Below are 16,201 nucleotides of genomic sequence, written 5' to 3'. Positions count from 1 at the left end.
GTCTTGATCGGTCTTCCGAGGAAACCGGATGAAGACACTTTACGGCATCCAATATCTGCGCGCCTTCGCGGCACTCGCCGTTGTGGTCTTCCACGCGGCGGAAAGGACCGGCGAGCATTTCGCCATTGGTGCCGCCGGCGTCGACGTTTTCTTCGTCATCAGCGGTTTCATCATGTGGGTCATCAGCGACCGCCGACCGATGACGCCGCAGGGGTTCCTGGTCGATCGCATTCGGCGCATCGCGCCGTCCTACTGGCTGGTGACGAGCGTAATGATTGCCGGTGCCATGGTCGGCCTGTTTCCGAACCTGAAGCTGACCGGCGCCCATATTCTGTCCTCACTCTTCTTTATTCCAGCTCAATCGCCGAGCACCGGTGATATCTGGCCGGTCCTCGTCCAGGGTTGGACGCTCGATTTCGAGATGTTCTTCTATGTGTTGTTTGCCGGGGCGCTTTTCCTGCCGCGTCGCTGGCGGCTGGCGTATCTGACGGCGATCTTCGGTGGCTTTTTCCTGATCGGCCTTCTCTTCGAGCCCGCCTCGCCAGTGCTAAAGACCTATACGCGGCCGATCATTCTCGAATTTCTCGGAGGCGTCTTTCTCGCCGAATTGTGGATCCGGCGGTGGATCGCAGGCACCAGCCTGGGGCTTGCTTGCGTCGGCGCATCGTTGTCCGGCTTTGCCGCGATCTTCCTGATCGGCGCCGACTTCGACGAAACGATTTGCGGGCCGCTCGCCATGGCGCTTGTCTATGGAATGGTATCGCTAGAAGCGGACGGCAGCATCGGCCGTATGCCGCTTCTCACCTATCTCGGCGATGCATCCTATTCGATCTACCTTTGGCACACGCTGGCGATCTCCGTGATCGTCAAGGCTGCCGGCGTGGTCGGGCTGTCGACAACACCGACGATCGCGATCGCCGTTGTCGGCGGGACGATCCTCGGAGCGGCGGCCTACGAGCTCGTCGAGAAGCCGCTTCGTAAGATCCTTTCCTCAGATCTGCTCAAACAGAGCGCCGTCGAGCGGCGCCCTTCATGACGAGGTCTCGGCGGCAGCCTCCTCGGAGGGCGGCGCGGTCTCGGCCTGCACCACATGTTTTCGCCGGCGCGCGCGCAGCACGACGTAGAAAACGGGCGTCAGGAACAGACCGAAGATCGTTACGCCAAGCATCCCTGAGAAAACGGCCGTCCCGAGCGATTGACGCATTTCGGCGCCGGGGCCGGTCGCGATCATTAGGGGCACGACGCCGAAGATGAACGCGAAAGCGGTCATCAGGATCGGCCGCAAACGCAGGTGACTGGCCTCGATTGCGGCCTCGACCGCCGATTTGCCCTCGTCCTGCGCCTGTCTCGCGAATTCCACGATCAAGATCGCATTCTTGGCCGCCAGCCCGATCAGCACGATCAGCCCGATCTGCGTCAGGATGTTGTTGTCCATTCCGCGCAGATGGACGCCGATCAAGGCGGCAAGGATCGCCAGGGGAACGATCAGGATGATGGCGAGCGGCAGGACCCAGCTTTCATACTGTGCCGACAGTGCCAGGAACACGAAGACGACCGAGAGGGCGAAGATGTAGATCGCCGTGTTGCCGGTATTCCGTTCCTGAAAGGCGATTTCGGTCCACTCGAAGGTTGTACCTGCCGGCATTATCTGCTTCGCAAGGCCTTCCATCTTGTCCAATGCGGTGCCCGTCGAAACGCCGGGAGCGGCATTGCCTTGCACGGGTACGGACACGTACATATTGTAATGCTGGACGAGTGAAGGGCCGCTGGTATCGCGGATATCGACCAGCGTGCCAAGCGGGACAAGTGCTCCGGTTGCCGATCTTACTTTGAGCGCGAGGATGTCGTCGCGCTCGACGCGATATTGCTGGTCGGCCTGGGCCCGCACCTGGTAGACGCGCCCGAAGGCATTGAAATCGTTGACGTAGGATGTGCCAAGATTGATCGACAGCGTGTCGAATATGTTGGAGATCGGTACGTTCAGGGTGCGCGCCTTGTCGCGATCGATCTCGAGGAAGTATTGCGGGCTGTTGGCGGAGAACGTCGTAAAGACGCCGGTCAGACCCTCTGTCTGGTTCGCCATGCCCATGAGCTGATAGGCAACACCGAGAACGCGGCGCATGTCCGAACTCTCTCGATCCATGAGCTGCATCTTGAAGCCGCCCGCGTTGCCGATACCGGAGATCGGCGGCGGCGGGATGGCTATGATGAAGGCTTCCTGGATCGCCTGGAGGCTGCCATAGAGCTGCCCGATGATCTTCGTGGCGGTCTGGCCGTGCTCCAGGCGGTTTTCGAAGGTGTCGAAGGCGGCGAAGACAACGCCGGCGTTGGAAGCGTTGGTGAAGGTCGCGCCACTGAAGCCCGAGAAGGCCACCGCATTCTTCACGCCCGGCGTGTTGCGGATGATCTCCGATGCGCGTTCGATAACCGCGTCGGTGCGGGAAAGCGCTGCACCATCCGGCAGCTGCACGACGACGATGGCGTAGCCCTGATCCATGACCGGGACGAAACCACTTGGGACGATCCTACCCATATAATATGTCGCGCCAAGCAGACCGGCGAAGATGAGCAGCGCGACGCAGAGCGCGGCGACCGTCTGCACGGTATGTCGCACAATCCAGGAGTAGCCCGCACTCAGCCCGTCGAAGCCCTTGTTAAACCCGCTCGCGATAGCACTTCCAAAACGCGCGATAGGGTTGCGATGCTTCTCGTGCTCCTCGTGGGGCTTCAGCACCAGTGCGGCAAGGGCTGGCGACAGGGTCAGGGAGTTCAGCGCTGAGATCGCTGTCGCGACCGAGATCGTCACCGCGAACTGACGATAGAATTGACCTGATATGCCCGGGATGAAGGCCGTTGGAGCAAACACGGCGATCAGCACGAGCGAGATTGCGACGACCGCCGTGCCGACCTCGTTCATCGTCACATGCGCGGCCTCTCGCGGCGTCATTCCCTTTGCCAGATTGCGCTCGACGTTTTCGACCACAACGATCGCGTCGTCGACGACGATGCCGATTGCCAGCACGAGACCGAACAGCGTCAGCATGTTGAGCGAGAAGCCGAAGGCAAGCAGGAAGGCGAAAGTACCGATCAGCGAGACCGGGATAGCGACAATGGGGATAATCGCCGTTCGCCAGGACTGCAGGAAGACAAGAACGACGATAGCGACGAGGATGGCCGCTTCAGCGATGGTCTTGTAAACCTCGTTGATGGATTCCGCGATGAATTCGGTCGGGTTGTAGACGATATCGTAGCTGAGACCCTGCGGGAAATCCTGAGAGACGGTTTCCATCGTCTTCTTGATTTCCGCTGCTGCCGCCAGAGCGTTTGTGCCGGGACGCGCGAAAATGCCGAGCGCGACGGCCGGTTTGCCGTTCAGATAGCTGTTTGTGACGTAGTCCTTGGCGCCGAGTTCGATGCGGGCGATATCCTGCAGTTGGACGAGACGCCCTTCCGCGGTCGCTTTGACGATGACGTAGCGGAATTGTCTTGCATCCGAGAAACGCCCTTGGGTCGTCACCGTATACTGGAAGGCGTTGGTGCCGGCCGCCGGTGGTCCGCCGATGGAGCCGCCGGAGACCTGCACGTTCTGCTCGCGCAGCGCATCGACGACGTCGCTGGAGGTCATGCCATAGGCCGACAGTTTTTGCGGATCGAGCCAGATACGCAGCGAATATTCGCGCTCACCGAACAGAATGACGTCGCCAACGCCATCGAGCCGAACAAGCGTGTCGCGGATGCGCGTGCGTGCGTAGTTGGAGACGTAGAGCTGATCATACCGAGAGTTCGGTGACAGCAGATGCACGACCATCATCAGGTCGGGCGAACTCTTCGCCGTCGTGATGCCGATGCGCCGAACTTCCTCGGGAAGGCGTGGTTCGGCGATGGCAACGCGGTTCTGGACAAGCACTTGTGCCTTGTCGAGGTCCGTACCGAGCTTGAAGGTGACGGTCAGTGCCATCGAACCATCGGCAGTAGAATAGGAAGACATGTAAAGCATGTCTTCGACGCCGTTGACCTCCTGCTCGATCGGGGTCGCCACAGTGTTGGCGATCGTCTCGGCGTCAGCGCCGGGATAGGAGGTACGGATAACTATGGTCGGCGGCGCAATCTCCGGGTATTGCGCTACGGGCAGCTGGAAATAAGCGATGCCGCCGACGATCAACAGCACAATGGAGAGCACCGACGCGAAGATCGGCCGGTCGACGAAGAAGTGTGCAAATCTCATCGGCTGAGCTCCAGGCCGGCGGCTTCAGGCGCAATCTCCTCGCGGCTTTGCGGGAGCTCGACCACCTGCGGCGTGACCTTCGAGCCGGGGCGGGCGCGAAGAAGGCCGTTGATGACGATCGTCTCGCTGCCGTCCATGCCTTCGCGGATGACACGATAGCCGTACAGGCGTGGACCCGGACGGACCGGTTTTGCCGTGACCGTTCCATCATCTCCGACGACATAAACGACGCGCTGGTTCTGGTCCGAGCCGATAGCCTCGTCGGGGACGAGGATCGCCTTGTAGACATTCGACGCTTCAACGGAAACGCGACCGAAAAGCCCTGGCTGCAGCACGTAATTCGGATTGTCGAAGCGAGCCCGTATGCGCTTGGTGCCGGTCTCGCTGTCGATGCGGTTTTCAGCGAAGTCGAGCTTGCCCTTGAACGGCTTTTCGTTCGAATCCGTGATCTTGACCTCGACCTCGACGCCGCCACCGCCCTGCTGCAGATCGACCCCGCGGTCGCGGGCCGTCTGTGCGAAGTTGAGAAGGCGGCGTTCATCGACGTCGAAGTAGAAGTCGATCGGATCGACCGAAACGATGGTCGTCAGAATCGATTGGTCAGCCTGAACAAGGTTACCAACGGAGATCAGCCGGCGGTCGATGCGGCCGCTGATCGGAGCTGTGATCTTCGTATATTCGAGGTCGAGTGCCGCGCGATCGGCTGTCGCTTGCGCGCCGCGGACGTTCGCCTGCGCCGAGACCCATTCGCGCCGGCGGTCATCAAGGATCGAAATCGACTGGCTGCCGCTCGTCGCAAGGCTCTCGGCCCGCTTGAACTGTGCTTCCGCGTAGACGAGCGTGGATTTGGCGACTTCCAGCGCCGCGTTCGCTTCGTTCAGCGCGGTGATGAACGGCCTTTGGTCGATCACGAAGAGCAGGTCACCCTGCTTGACGAGCGCGCCGTCGGTGAAGTGCACTTCCTGCAGGTAACCGCCGATACGCGAGCGCACGGATACCTGATCGACCGGTTCGAAGCGGCCAATGAATTCGTCATTGTCGACGACATCGCGCACGACAGGTTTGGCGACAGAAACGGGAGGGGGAGAGCCTGGCTGCTGTGCCATCGCCGCGGTGAACGGCACGAGAGCCAGGGTGCCAATAGTCAGCAGACGTCGAAAGGAGGAAGGCATGGCGGTTTCCTTATCCGGACGGCCGCAAGCGCTGCCGTCGCTTATGCTGATGTGATGCGATTCATGTCTTTGATGTCTCTGAACAAGGGCTCTGGCCCTTATTCACCTATGCTATTGCAAATCATGATCACGGCGGTCGGCCGCGCACTCGTCATCAAGAAAAGGTGATCGACCAAAGACCACGGCATTTCCGATAACCCTCTGGATTTCTACTTTAAACGGCTGCCGGTCGAAATTGCAAATGCCAACCGGTTGCAATTTCGAAAGGCCTTCGAAATCTCCGCGCGTATCCTTATGCGGCATTTTGGCCGCAGAATGCGGAATCTGGAACGGCGCCTATTGTGCCCTGAACACGCTTAATATATCTGAGCATATAATAAGTGCGCTATTGATTATTGACACTGGTTCCCATGAACGGAAATCCTACTCTCGGCTTCTTGTTGCACGACGTCGCACGGCTGCTTCGCAAGCGGTTCGAGCAGCGTGCGCGCTGCCTTGGGCTGACGCGGTCGCAGTGGCAGACGCTTACTTACCTGCGCAGCAATGAGGGGGGTCATCAGGGCGGGCTTGCCGAGATCCTGGAGATAGAGCCGATCACACTTGTCCGCATTCTCGACAAGCTCGCCGATCGCGGTCTTATCGAGCGCCGGCAACATCCGACTGATCGCCGTGTCTGGCTTCTCTATGTGCGCGACGAGGCCCATCCGCTTCTGGCCGAGATGCGCGAGCTTGGTGATCTGACACGCGGCGAAGCATTCGATGGCATCCCTACCAAACAGTGCGATCAGCTGTTCGGCATTCTAACCGCGATGAAAACAAACCTAGTGCAGGCCTGCCGAACCCCGGTAGCCGAAAATGAGACAAAACATGGCTGAGAAGTCCTCCCTGCGCGTCGTTGCAGACGCAAACGCCAAGAACCCAGTTGAAGAAAACGACGCTTCCCCTCGCGAGGAAACGGTAGCTGAGGCGCCTTCATCCAATTCAGCGCCCGCTACTGCAGTGGCTGCGCCCGGCGGCACTCAGGTCCGCCGCCGGCGCAGTCTCACGCGTCCCGTTCTGTTCGCGTTGTTGCCGGTCGCGCTCGTCGTCGGCGGGTACTACTACGTCAACGGCGGTCAGATCATGTCGACCGACAATGCCTATATCCAGGCTGACATGGTGGGGCTGACAACCGACGTTTCCGGTATCGTCGAGCGGATCAACGTGCATGAGAACGAAGCGGTAAAGAAGGGCCAGGTTCTCTTCAGCTTGCGGCAGGACTCTTTCAAGATCGCTCTCGACGGTGCTGAGGCGCAGCTTGGCGCCGTGCGCAACCAGATCCTCAATCTGAAGGCCAGCTATCAGCAGTCGCTTGCCGAGATCACGCAAGCCGAAGCCGATATTCCCTATTATCAGACCGAGTTTGATCGACAGCAGAACCTGCTGAACAGCTCGGCTGCGACGCGCACTGCCTACGATCAGGCCAAGCACAATCTCGATGCTGGCCACCAGAAGGTCGCCGTCGCGAAGGCCGAGGCTGCCGCAACGCTGGCACAGTTGGGTGGCAATGCCGACCAGCCAGTTGAGCAGAACCCGCTCTATCTCGAAGCGAAGGCGAAGGTGGATGATGCAGAGCGCGAACTTGACCACAGCGTCGTCAGGGCGCCCTTCGATGGCATCGCGACGAACGTCAATTCGCTGCAGCCGGGCTCCTACCTGCAGGCGTCCACGCAGGCTTTCTCGCTGGTTTCGGACAACAATCTCTGGATTGCCGCGAGCCCGAAGGAAACGGAACTGACCTCTGTGAAGCCCGGCCAGCCGGTGACGATCTATGTCGACACCTATCCGGGCGTGGAATGGAAGGGCAAGGTCGAGAGCATCAGCCCGGCCTCCGGTTCCAGCTTCTCACTGCTGCCGGCGCAGAACACGACAGGCAACTGGGTCAAGGTCGTGCAGCGCATTCCGATGCGCGTCAGCATCGATGACGCGGCAGGCAAGCCACCGCTTCGTGTCGGCATGAGCACGGTCGTCGACGTCGATACGGGTCGTGCCCGTGGTCTTCCGGATTTCGTTTCCAAGCTTTTGGGCCGCTCCGGCGGCAAGGATCATGAGTAACGCTGCATCATCTCCGGCCACCCCGGTTGCCAACCGCGGTTGGATAACGGCCTGCGTCATCCTGGCGGTGATCATGCAGGCGCTGGACACGACGATTGCAAACGTCGCGCTGCCCTATATCCAGGGCAGCGTCTCGGCGAGCGCCGACCAAATCAACTGGGTGCTGACCTCCTATATCGTGGCGGCTGCAATCATGACGCCGCCGTCCGGTTTTCTGGCCGCCAAGTTCGGGCGCAAGCGCGTGCTTTTGGCGGCAATTGCCGGCTTCGTTGTTGCCTCTGTCCTCTGCGGTCTAGCGCAATCACTCAACCAGATCGTGGCCTTCCGCCTGCTGCAGGGCCTCTTTGGCGCATCTCTGGTTCCACTCTCTCAGGGCATCCTCCTCGACATTTATAGTGCCGAGGAGCGCGGCTCGGCCATGGCCTTATTTGGCGTCTCGGTCATGGTCGGGCCGGTCCTGGGACCCGTCATCGGCGGGTGGCTGACCGATAACATCAGCTGGCGCTGGGTGTTCTACATCAACGTGCCGATCGGCGCGCTGGCGTTTGCCGGCATCGTGATCTACGTCACGGAGACGAAGCTCGATGCGCTGGCGAAGCTCGACTGGTTCGGTTTCGGGATGATGAGTCTCGGCATCGCATCGCTGCAGCTCTTCCTCGATCGCGGCGAACAGCTGAACTGGTTCGCATCCGGCGAGATCATGATCGAAGCGATTGTCTGCGCCGCCGCGTTCTATCTGCTGATCGCGCATACGCTGACGGCGGAGAAGTCCTTCGTGAACCCGAGGCTGTTTCTCGATCGGAACTTCTCGGTCAGCATGCTTTTCATCTTCGTGATCGGCATCACCTATCTCGCCTCACTGGCGCTGATGACGCCATACCTGCAGACGCTGATGGGCTATCCCGTCATCACCGCGGGCATCGTCATGGGGCCACGTGGGCTCGGCACGATGCTCTGCATGTTTATCGTCGGCCGGCTGATCGGCAAGGTCGATACGCGCTTGCTGCTGGTATCGGGCCTCGGCCTGACGGCCTGGGCGATGTACGACATGACCGGCTGGACGCCCGATGTTTCGCAGTGGACAATCGTTTCCGTCGGCTTCGTTCAGGGCGCCGGGCTCGGCTTCCTCTTCGTGCCGTTGACGACGATCGCCTTCTCGACGCTGCCCGCGCACATGCGCGGCGACGGGACCGGCCTCTACAACCTGTCGCGCAACATCGGCTCAAGCGTCGGTATCTCGATCGTATCAGCGCTTCTTGTCGAGAACGCCCAGGTGAATCACGAGAACATCGCTGCCTATGTGACGCCGTTCAACCGGGCCTTCGAGGCGTCGGCGGCGCAGGCAATGAGTCCGTTGACAGCCGCCGGTCGCGCCTCGCTCAACGAGGTGATCACCCTGCAATCGACGATCATTGCCTACATGGACAATTTCAAGCTGTTGATGCTGATGTCGCTCGCGGTCATTCCGCTGGCGCTGCTGCTGCGCAAGCCGAAGGTCGCCCCTGTCATGGATCACAGCGCCGTCATGGAGTGATGCTCAGCGGAACGGTTTGCTGAGATAACGAGAGCCAGAAATGCCGAAGCGCCATGGTGCTTCGGCATTTTTTGTTATGCCGATCCTTTTGCCGGTAACGATTTCGACAGGAGCGGATGGGGCGATCGAGAAGGGTGGGCGATCGAGCAGCTTGTCGTTCAGCGTGAGATCGATACCGAGCGCCTGGCAGAGTTTGCCTGGACCGCTGCAGAGCTGCGTCAGTGCGTCGTTGCGGCGCCGCTCAATCATGGTCGCGATGCCGGCTTCCGGCTCCATTGCGCGGATTAGCACGGCGGAGCCGGGCGTGCAGACGAAATTCAGGCACCAATACATGCCGTAGATGCGGTAAATGTAGACATTGCCTGGCCGACCGAACATCGCACCGTTTCGCGGCGTGGGACCGCGAAAGCTGTGCGAGGCTTCATCATCAGGGAAGTAGGCTTCGGTCTCGGTTATCCGTCCGCCGACATCGCCGACTCGCAGGTGGCAGCCGAGCAAATCCCGGGCGACGGCAACCGTATCACGCGCGAAAAAGCGCGTGAGATCAGGACCGGCGAGGGGAGCGGCGCCGATCGCACCGACGGCATCTGTCATCTGTTTCAGGCTTCCGGTCCGTGAGGTTCTAATGGCCGACCTTCGGGTCATGCGCCGGGATGGAGGAGCCCGTCACCGATACGGGATCGCTTGCCGGGAAAGTATCCTCGAGACCTTCTTCCAGTTCTTCTTCGAGAAGCGCAGCATCCTTGCCGCGTGCGCCATCTGCCTGCGAACTCTGCAGTGTTGTTGCCAGCAACGCCCTTGCACGGGTGATTGCATTGTCGCTCGTCAGGCCGGGAGAGGCAGCGGCATAGAGCGTGACCGATATGTTATTGCCGGACTGATCCGTGAAAATGACGGCGAAAGAGCCTTCCTTCGGGTGCACGGTGACGTCTGTGATAGCCATGGAAAGTCTCCTGGTTCTTACAGTTGCTCCAAGTGAAACGCTTTTCGCTAGGATTGTCGAGCAAAGACCTTCACCAGCCAGTCGATGAAAACGCGAACGCGCGGAGAAAGCTGTCGGTTGCGGGGATAAAGGAGAGAAACCGGCGTCTCCGTCAGTGGGAAATCCGGCAGCACGTGAACGAGCGTGCCATCGGCCAAATCCTCTTCCGCATGATATCGCGGCACTTGTATCAGGCCGAGGCCGAGCCGTGCTGCCGACATGAAGCTCTCGGCGGCGTTGACGGTTACCGTTGCGGGCAGGGTGACGTTGCGGATGCTGCCGCCGACCAGGAATTCCAGAGGCAGAACACCGCCTGTTGCGCTTGAACGGAAGCCTACCATCCGATGACCGTGGAGCCGGTCGGGATGTTCGGGGAGGCCATGTTTCTCGATGTAGCGGGGAGCAGCAAGGGTAACTTCCTCCAACATGGCGACGCGTCGCGCCACCATGTCGCTGTCACCAGGCACGCCGACCCGCAGCACGCAATCGATGCCTTCGCGGACGAGATCGACCAGCCGGTCGCCCTCGCTCATGTAAAACTCGATGTCAGGGTAGGTTTCGAGGAAGGACGGAAGGCTCGGCAGCACGAAGTGGCGGGCAAGCGTACCGTGCACGTCGACGCGCAGCATGCCCTTCGGCTTGGCGCCGGCGAAGGCACCTTCCGCGTCCTCGATGTCGGCGAGTATGGCGAGGCAGCGTTGATAGTAGGCTTCACCATCGAGCGTCGGGCTGACATGGCGCGTGGTTCTCTGCAGCAGGCGCACGCCGAGTCGGGCTTCCAACTGCTTGACCGCATCCGTGACCGTGGAGCGCGGAATGCCGGTATCCTCTGCTGCGAGCGTGAAACTGCGTCTCTCCACAACGCGGGAAAATACCCGCATAGCATCGAATCTGTCCATTTTGTTTGTTCGCCATATCCGGATAGTGATGCCGAATAATGGCTGATTATCCGCGCTTCGAAAAGCGGCATCTTCTTCTCATCGAAAACGCGGCGAGCCGCACAGGATGAAGGAGAAAGGCAATGAGCAACGAGAACAAGGTCGCACTGGTCACTGGTGCATCGAGGGGCATCGGCGCCGCAATCGCGGAACGTTTGGCTAGGGACGGTTTCACCGTCGTCGTCAACTACTCAGGAAACGTGGCGCTCGCCGAGGAGCTTGTGCAGAGGATCGAGCAGAGCGGAGGTAAGGCGCTGACGGCGCAGGCCGATGTCAGCAACCCCGAAGCCGTCCGCCGGATGTTCGATGCTGCGGAAGCAGCCTTCGGCGGCATCGATGTGCTGGTCAACAATGCAGGTATCATGCAGCTCTCGTCGATTGCCGATGCCGACGATGCCAATTTCGACCGTCAGGTCAGCGTCAACCTGAAGGGCACCTTCAACACCCTGCGCGAAGCCGCAAAGCGTCTGCGTAAGGGTGGCCGCATCATCAACTTCTCGACGAGCGTCGTCGGTCTGAAGCTCGAAAACTACGGCGTTTACGCCGCGACCAAGGCTGCCGTCGAAACGCTGACGGCGATCATGTCGAAGGAAATGCGCGGTCGCGAAATCACGGTGAATGCCGTGGCCCCCGGGCCGACAGCAACCGACCTTTTCCTCGATGGGAAATCAGATGAGCTGATCGCCAGCATCGCCAAGATGAACCCACTGGAGCGCCTGGGAACGCCAGAAGATATCGCCGCGTCCGTTTCCTTCCTGGCCGGCCCGGACGGCTCCTGGATCAACGGCCAGGTGCTGCGCGCCAATGGCGGCATGGTCTGATCTCCAACACTAGACGTCAACAGTCACCTTAGAAGGAATAGGACAATGGAAAAGCAGGTCATCGTCATTACCGGAGCATCCAGTGGCTTCGGCGCTCTCACCGCCCGCACACTCGCCAGGGAAGGGCATATCGTCTACGCCGGCATTCGCGATACAGCGGGTCGCAACGCAAAGGCTGTCGCTGATATCGCTGCATTCCGCCGGGACAACAATGCCGACCTCCGTTCGGTCGAACTTGACGTTGTCTCGGAAGCCTCCATTGAAGCCGGCGTTGCCGAAGTCCTCGAAGAGGCGGGCAGGCTCGACGTGATCATCCATAATGCCGGTCATATGTCCTTCGGACCCGCCGAAGCATTCACGCCGGAGCAATACGCGGAGCTGTTCGACATCAATGTGCTGTCGACGCAGCGGGTGAACCGCGCCGTGCTTCCCCATATGCGCAAGCGGGGCAAGGGGCTCGTCGTCTGGGTGTCATCGTCCAGCACGCGGGGCGGCACGCCACTCTATCTCGCCCCCTATTTCGCGGCCAAGGCAGCGATGGACTCGGTTGCGGTCTCCTATGCGTCCGAGCTTGCCCGCTGGGGTATCGAAACCGCGATCATCGTGCCGGGTGCTTTCACCAAAGGCACCAATCACTTCGCACATTCCGGCTCGCCGGCGGATACGGCGCGCGCAGCCGAATACAACGACGGACCCTACAAAGGTGTGCCGGAACAGGCACTGCAGGGACTTGCAGCGCTGGAACCTGTCGACGCGGATGCCGGTTCAGTCGCGACGGCGATCGCGGAGGTCATCGCGATGCCCTTCGGCAAGCGTCCATTCCGTACGCATGTCGATCCGTCGGAAGACGGTGCCGAGGTGGTCAACGGCGTTGCCGATCGGGTTCGCGCCGAAATGTTCCGGCGGATCGGGCTGGAGGATCTCCTCAAGCCGGCTGTTCACTAAACCGTGATGGTTCCCATTGTTCCGTTTTCGCGAACCTGCTGTGCACGAATCAGCACTTAACAAACGGCAAGAAGCAGGATTATATAACTTCAGTAAAGGCGACTGGAAGACCTCCAACTCCTGGCGCCAACCTCAGATACCGGTCGAGCCATTTGCCTGGTGACGCGGCAGGGTCTGAAAGGAATTCGATGACAGACTGTTGCGGCCCGTTGAAGGAACTCCTTCCGGGCCGCGACTGCGTCATGGGTCGTTCAGTTTCGCATCCGAGAGCAGTTTCACCAGCCAGTCGACGAAGACGCGAACCTTATTGCTGAGGTGCCGGTTCGGCGGATAGACGATGTAGAGCGGGAAGGGTTCACGGCTCCATTCCGGCAGGATTTCCACGAGGTCGCCCTTGGCCAAAGCGTCGCGGATCATGAAGCGCGGCAGCTGAGCAATGCCAAGCCCGTTCAATGCCGCATTGACGAAAGTTCGGCTGTCATTGACCGATAGCAGGTAACGAGGATTGATCTCCAGATCTTCATTGTCCTTGCGGAATTCGAAGGGAAGCGTCCGGTTGGTCTGTGCGCGGAAATAACTTACTGAATAATGGTCGTTTTCCAGCTCTTCGGGGCGGGTCGGAATGCCGAATTTTTCGATGTAGAGCGGTGCGGCACAGGTGAGCATTTCTACTTCCGAGACGCGCCTTGCGATCAGCGATTGGTCGGCGGGCGTGCCGCCGCGAAGCGCGCAGTCGACGTTCTCCGCGAGGTAGTCGACGGTGCGGTCGCCGACGCCAAGATCAACCCGGATATCCGGGTATTTCTGGTAGAAGTCGCAGAGCGCGGGCACGACGATCCAGTCGGCGAAGGCGCCCGCCATTTCGACGCGCAAACGGCCGGTCGGCAGGCCCTGCGAGTTCGAAAGGCTGCCATCCAGTTCCTCGAGTTCGGAGACGATCTGTGCCGCTCGTTCATAATAGAGCGCGCCATCGGTCGTCACCATGACGCGGCGCGTGGTGCGGTTAAGAAGCTTGGTGTGCAGATGCGCTTCAAGCCCCTGGATGAGATTGGTCACCGTCGCCTTGGGCATGGCGAGCGTGTCGGCGGCCCGTGTGAAATTGCCCGTCTCTACGACGCGGATGAAAGCGCGCATTGCCGAGAGCTGGTCCATCGGAAATCACCTAAGCAGGTTGCACTGCAGTATTGTTCGAAATTCGGAACAGTGTAATCGCTCTGAAGCTTCTTATTCCGTCAGAGGAATAACAATATCTTTTTTACAGAAATTGCAAGCCGTCGCGGCTCGCAACACGTTATGTCGGTGAAAACGAGAGCCGAAACGATGACGGTGCAGGTGAAAGACATAGTGATGGAGAAGGTGGCCACCGGCCCCGTTTCCGCACGCGTCTATCAGGGCGCCGAGTTTGGCAAGGGTTCGCCGATCGTACTGTTTTTTCACGGCGGCGCTTTTCTGCAGTCGGGTGTCAGGGATAGCCTGGTTGCGGAGAGCTTGGCGAAGGCCGGCGCGATTGTTGCCGTCCCGGATTACAATGCACCGCTGGGCAATGTCTTTCCGAAGCCGCTCGAAGTTGGCTATTCTATCTTTTCTTATCTTGCCAACAAGCGCGCCTCCGGTATCGGCGACCGCAATTCGCTGCTGATCGTCGCCGGTGAAGAGGCTGGTGGGAACATCGCTGCCGGCGTCGCTTTCAAGGCGCGCGACCACTATGCGGATGCGCTCAATGGCCAGGTGCTGATTTCGCCGCTGCTTGATCCATTCATGGGCACGTCGTCCATCCGCAAGGCGGATGGTATCGGCATGCGCCAGCGTTGGGCCGAGGGCTGGAGCCACTATCTCAGTGGCGGCGGCTGTCATCCCTACGCGGCACCTTGCTTGTGTTCGCGTATTGCAGGGGTGGCGCCGGCACTCGTTTTGACGGCCGAGGATGATCCTCTTCGTGACGAGACGCTGGGTTATGCCGACCGCCTGAAGCAGGCAGGCGTTGCAGTTCGCCGGAATGTCCTACCCGCCGGGGCAGGCTGGCCATCGCTTTATGGCGGGAAATGCGAACAGGCACCGAATTGGGGACAGACGATCACGGACCAATTCGAAAGCTTCGTTCGGGATATTAGCAGCCAACCTATTGCATTGAAGACGAACTGATTGAATTCGGCCACTGAGAGAGGGCCGTAAGGAGAGTACCAATGACGTCCAGTAAGAAGCGCTGGGCCCTCGTGGGCGCCGGCTTAGGGCTTGTCGCGTCCGTTTCGGCCGCGGCCATCTTTTTCGAACTGCCGATGAGCACGACCGCCACGGCTGCATCCACACCTGCGCAGGCTCCCTCTGTGCCGGTAACGGTTGCCGTCGTCGCCAGCCGTGATGTAACGACATGGCAGGAGTTTTCGGGGCGGCTCGAGGCCGTCGACCGTGTCCAGATCCGTTCACGCGTCGCCGGGGCGGTCCAATCCGTGCACTTCCGCGAAGGCGCGCTGGTGAAGGCGGGTGACCCGCTCTTCTCCATCGATCCCGAGCCCTATCAGGCGGCTGTTTCCCAGGCCGAAGGCCAGGTTGCTTCCGCCGATGCGAAGGTCAATATCGCTCAGATCGAACTGGAGCGTGGCCGCAGGCTTTCTGACAACAGGACGATTTCGCAAAGTGATCTCGACCAGCGTCAGAATGCCTTCACCGAAGCGCAGGCCGGCCTTCGCACCGCTCAGGCAGCCCTTCGTTCAGCACAGTTGGAGCTCGGCTACACCGAAGTCCGCGCACCGGTTGCCGGTCGTGTCGGCAAGATCGAGATCACCGTCGGTAACCTTGTTGCCGCCGGCTCTACATCACCGGCCTTGACGACGCTCGTGTCGGTCGATCCGATTTACGCGAGCTTCAACGCCAGTGAGGAAACGGTCACCAAGGCGCTCGCTGAGCTGCCGGCGGGTGATGGCGCCGTTCCGGCGGTCGAGCAGATCCCGGTCGAGGTCGGCACACTGGCGGATCAGGGAACCCCGATCAAGGGTAAGCTGCAACTGATCGACAATCAGGTTGACGCGGCAAGCGGCACCATCGGTGTTCGCGCTGTCTTCGACAATCCCGGCGGCAAGCTGATCCCCGGCCAGTTCGTTCGCGTCCGTATGGGCGAGCCGAAGGCCGAGAACAAGATCCTGATCAGTGACCGCGCAATCGGCACGGACCAGGACAAAAAGTTCGTGTTCGTCGTCGATGCCGAAAACAAGGTCAGCTACCGACCGGTCCAGCTCGGCGCGACAGCCGACGGTCAGCGTATCGTCGAACGCGGGCTGACCGTTGGCGACAAGATCGTCGTCAATGGCCTGCAGCGTATCCGTCCCGGCGCCGTGGTTGCACCGCAGGCGGAAGAGAAAGTGGCGACGGCTCAGTAAGCCGAAGCATCCGGGGCGTTTCGGCGCTCCGCGGAAATCCGAAATGACGTGATCCACCGGCGGCCTCCCAACCGCCGGAGAGGGTCGTTGCATCATAGTTTCATCCCGGAGAGGGC

Annotated in this window: 14 protein-coding genes; 8 read left to right on the top strand and 6 right to left on the bottom strand. The window is 60.4% G+C overall.

What is annotated here, in order from left to right; all coding sequences use genetic code 11:
• Nucleotides 1-28 precede the first annotated feature (28 nt).
• Nucleotides 29-1,036, top strand: a complete 1,008-nt coding sequence (locus ATY80_RS25660) for an acyltransferase (RefSeq protein ID WP_088695102.1) — start codon at nucleotides 29-31, stop codon at nucleotides 1,034-1,036.
• On the opposite strand, the gene ATY80_RS25655 is transcribed toward ATY80_RS25660, so the two are convergent.
• Both ATY80_RS25655 and ATY80_RS25650 read right to left on the bottom strand, forming a co-directional pair.
• Entirely contained in the window at nucleotides 1,031-4,225 is a 3,195-nt protein-coding gene (locus tag ATY80_RS25655) for a multidrug efflux RND transporter permease subunit (RefSeq protein ID WP_088695101.1), read from the bottom strand. The two genes, ATY80_RS25660 and ATY80_RS25655, sit on opposite strands and share 6 nt — an antisense overlap.
• Entirely contained in the window at nucleotides 4,222-5,397 is a 1,176-nt protein-coding gene (locus tag ATY80_RS25650; RefSeq protein WP_088695100.1) for an efflux RND transporter periplasmic adaptor subunit, read from the bottom strand. The genes ATY80_RS25655 and ATY80_RS25650 overlap by 4 nt, the downstream gene beginning before the upstream one ends.
• A gap of 410 nt (nucleotides 5,398-5,807) precedes the next feature.
• Between ATY80_RS25650 and ATY80_RS25645 the strand changes: the two genes are divergently transcribed.
• From ATY80_RS25645 to ATY80_RS25635, 3 genes are read left to right on the top strand one after another with little or no spacing between them, the layout of a single operon-like run.
• Complete coding sequence (locus tag ATY80_RS25645; RefSeq protein WP_088695099.1) at nucleotides 5,808-6,272, top strand: MarR family transcriptional regulator; 465 nt, start codon at nucleotides 5,808-5,810, stop codon at nucleotides 6,270-6,272.
• Nucleotides 6,265-7,491, top strand: coding sequence for an HlyD family secretion protein (locus ATY80_RS25640; protein ID WP_088695098.1), 1,227 nt, complete (start codon nucleotides 6,265-6,267; stop codon nucleotides 7,489-7,491). The genes ATY80_RS25645 and ATY80_RS25640 overlap by 8 nt, the downstream gene beginning before the upstream one ends.
• Nucleotides 7,484-9,025: a DHA2 family efflux MFS transporter permease subunit gene (locus ATY80_RS25635; protein ID WP_088695097.1), complete on the top strand. Its 1,542-nt coding sequence runs from the start codon at nucleotides 7,484-7,486 to the stop codon at nucleotides 9,023-9,025. The genes ATY80_RS25640 and ATY80_RS25635 overlap by 8 nt, the downstream gene beginning before the upstream one ends.
• 3 nt (nucleotides 9,026-9,028) lie before the next feature.
• On the opposite strand, the gene ATY80_RS25630 is transcribed toward ATY80_RS25635, so the two are convergent.
• The 3 genes from ATY80_RS25630 to ATY80_RS25620 are packed head-to-tail and all read right to left on the bottom strand — an operon-like array spanning nucleotide 9,029 to nucleotide 10,906.
• On the bottom strand, nucleotides 9,029-9,619 hold the full coding sequence (locus tag ATY80_RS25630) for a DNA-3-methyladenine glycosylase (RefSeq protein WP_088695096.1): 591 nt from the start codon (nucleotides 9,617-9,619) through the stop codon (nucleotides 9,029-9,031).
• A gap of 28 nt (nucleotides 9,620-9,647) precedes the next feature.
• Nucleotides 9,648-9,968 carry a hypothetical protein gene (locus ATY80_RS25625; RefSeq protein ID WP_088695095.1) on the bottom strand — a complete coding sequence of 107 codons (321 nt, stop codon included), beginning with the start codon at nucleotides 9,966-9,968 and terminating at the stop codon, nucleotides 9,648-9,650.
• Between the two features lie 47 nt (nucleotides 9,969-10,015).
• The gene (locus tag ATY80_RS25620; protein WP_088695094.1) at nucleotides 10,016-10,906 is read right to left on the bottom strand and encodes a LysR family transcriptional regulator; all 891 of its coding nucleotides are present in this window, start codon (nucleotides 10,904-10,906) and stop codon (nucleotides 10,016-10,018) included.
• Nucleotides 10,907-11,028: 122 nt separating this feature from the next.
• Here ATY80_RS25620 and ATY80_RS25615 point away from each other — a divergent pair, with 122 nt between their 5' ends.
• On the top strand, nucleotides 11,029-11,766 hold the full coding sequence (locus ATY80_RS25615; protein WP_088695093.1) for an SDR family oxidoreductase: 738 nt from the start codon (nucleotides 11,029-11,031) through the stop codon (nucleotides 11,764-11,766).
• Nucleotides 11,767-11,811: 45 nt separating this feature from the next.
• Nucleotides 11,812-12,711 carry an SDR family oxidoreductase gene (locus ATY80_RS25610; protein ID WP_088695092.1) on the top strand — a complete coding sequence of 300 codons (900 nt, stop codon included), beginning with the start codon at nucleotides 11,812-11,814 and terminating at the stop codon, nucleotides 12,709-12,711.
• A 240-nt stretch (nucleotides 12,712-12,951) separates the two neighbouring features.
• Here the strand turns inward: ATY80_RS25610 and ATY80_RS25605 are convergent, their stop codons facing one another.
• A complete protein-coding gene (locus tag ATY80_RS25605) occupies nucleotides 12,952-13,863 on the bottom strand; it encodes a LysR family transcriptional regulator (RefSeq protein ID WP_007790571.1) in 912 nt (303 codons plus the stop codon).
• Nucleotides 13,864-14,031: 168 nt separating this feature from the next.
• Here ATY80_RS25605 and ATY80_RS25600 point away from each other — a divergent pair, with 168 nt between their 5' ends.
• Complete coding sequence (locus ATY80_RS25600; RefSeq protein ID WP_088695198.1) at nucleotides 14,032-14,853, top strand: alpha/beta hydrolase; 822 nt, start codon at nucleotides 14,032-14,034, stop codon at nucleotides 14,851-14,853.
• A gap of 41 nt (nucleotides 14,854-14,894) precedes the next feature.
• Nucleotides 14,895-16,085, top strand: coding sequence for an efflux RND transporter periplasmic adaptor subunit (locus ATY80_RS25595; RefSeq protein WP_088695091.1), 1,191 nt, complete (start codon nucleotides 14,895-14,897; stop codon nucleotides 16,083-16,085).
• Nucleotides 16,086-16,201 lie beyond the last annotated feature (116 nt).

The organism is Rhizobium sp. R711 (assembly GCF_002211365.1).
Taxonomy (GTDB): Bacteria; Pseudomonadota; Alphaproteobacteria; order Rhizobiales; family Rhizobiaceae; genus Rhizobium.
This window is presented reverse-complemented; position numbering and strand designations above follow the sequence as displayed.

What these genes read in the sequence shown, in the direction of transcription:
- ATY80_RS25600 (WP_088695198.1), top strand. Translation starts at nt 14,032, where the DNA reads ATGACGGTGCAGGTGAAAGACATAGTGATGGAGAAGGTGGCCACCGGC.
- ATY80_RS25640 (WP_088695098.1), top strand. Translation starts at nt 6,265, where the DNA reads ATGGCTGAGAAGTCCTCCCTGCGCGTCGTTGCAGACGCAAACGCCAAG.
- ATY80_RS25660 (WP_088695102.1), top strand. Translation starts at nt 29, where the DNA reads ATGAAGACACTTTACGGCATCCAATATCTGCGCGCCTTCGCGGCACTC.
- ATY80_RS25635 (WP_088695097.1), top strand. Translation starts at nt 7,484, where the DNA reads ATGAGTAACGCTGCATCATCTCCGGCCACCCCGGTTGCCAACCGCGGT.
- ATY80_RS25620 (WP_088695094.1), bottom strand. Translation starts at nt 10,906, where the DNA reads ATGGACAGATTCGATGCTATGCGGGTATTTTCCCGCGTTGTGGAGAGA.
- ATY80_RS25630 (WP_088695096.1), bottom strand. Translation starts at nt 9,619, where the DNA reads ATGACAGATGCCGTCGGTGCGATCGGCGCCGCTCCCCTCGCCGGTCCT.
- ATY80_RS25650 (WP_088695100.1), bottom strand. Translation starts at nt 5,397, where the DNA reads ATGCCTTCCTCCTTTCGACGTCTGCTGACTATTGGCACCCTGGCTCTC.
- ATY80_RS25625 (WP_088695095.1), bottom strand. Translation starts at nt 9,968, where the DNA reads ATGGCTATCACAGACGTCACCGTGCACCCGAAGGAAGGCTCTTTCGCC.
- ATY80_RS25645 (WP_088695099.1), top strand. Translation starts at nt 5,808, where the DNA reads ATGAACGGAAATCCTACTCTCGGCTTCTTGTTGCACGACGTCGCACGG.
- ATY80_RS25605 (WP_007790571.1), bottom strand. Translation starts at nt 13,863, where the DNA reads ATGGACCAGCTCTCGGCAATGCGCGCTTTCATCCGCGTCGTAGAGACG.
- ATY80_RS25655 (WP_088695101.1), bottom strand. Translation starts at nt 4,225, where the DNA reads ATGAGATTTGCACACTTCTTCGTCGACCGGCCGATCTTCGCGTCGGTG.
- ATY80_RS25595 (WP_088695091.1), top strand. Translation starts at nt 14,895, where the DNA reads ATGACGTCCAGTAAGAAGCGCTGGGCCCTCGTGGGCGCCGGCTTAGGG.
- ATY80_RS25610 (WP_088695092.1), top strand. Translation starts at nt 11,812, where the DNA reads ATGGAAAAGCAGGTCATCGTCATTACCGGAGCATCCAGTGGCTTCGGC.
- ATY80_RS25615 (WP_088695093.1), top strand. Translation starts at nt 11,029, where the DNA reads ATGAGCAACGAGAACAAGGTCGCACTGGTCACTGGTGCATCGAGGGGC.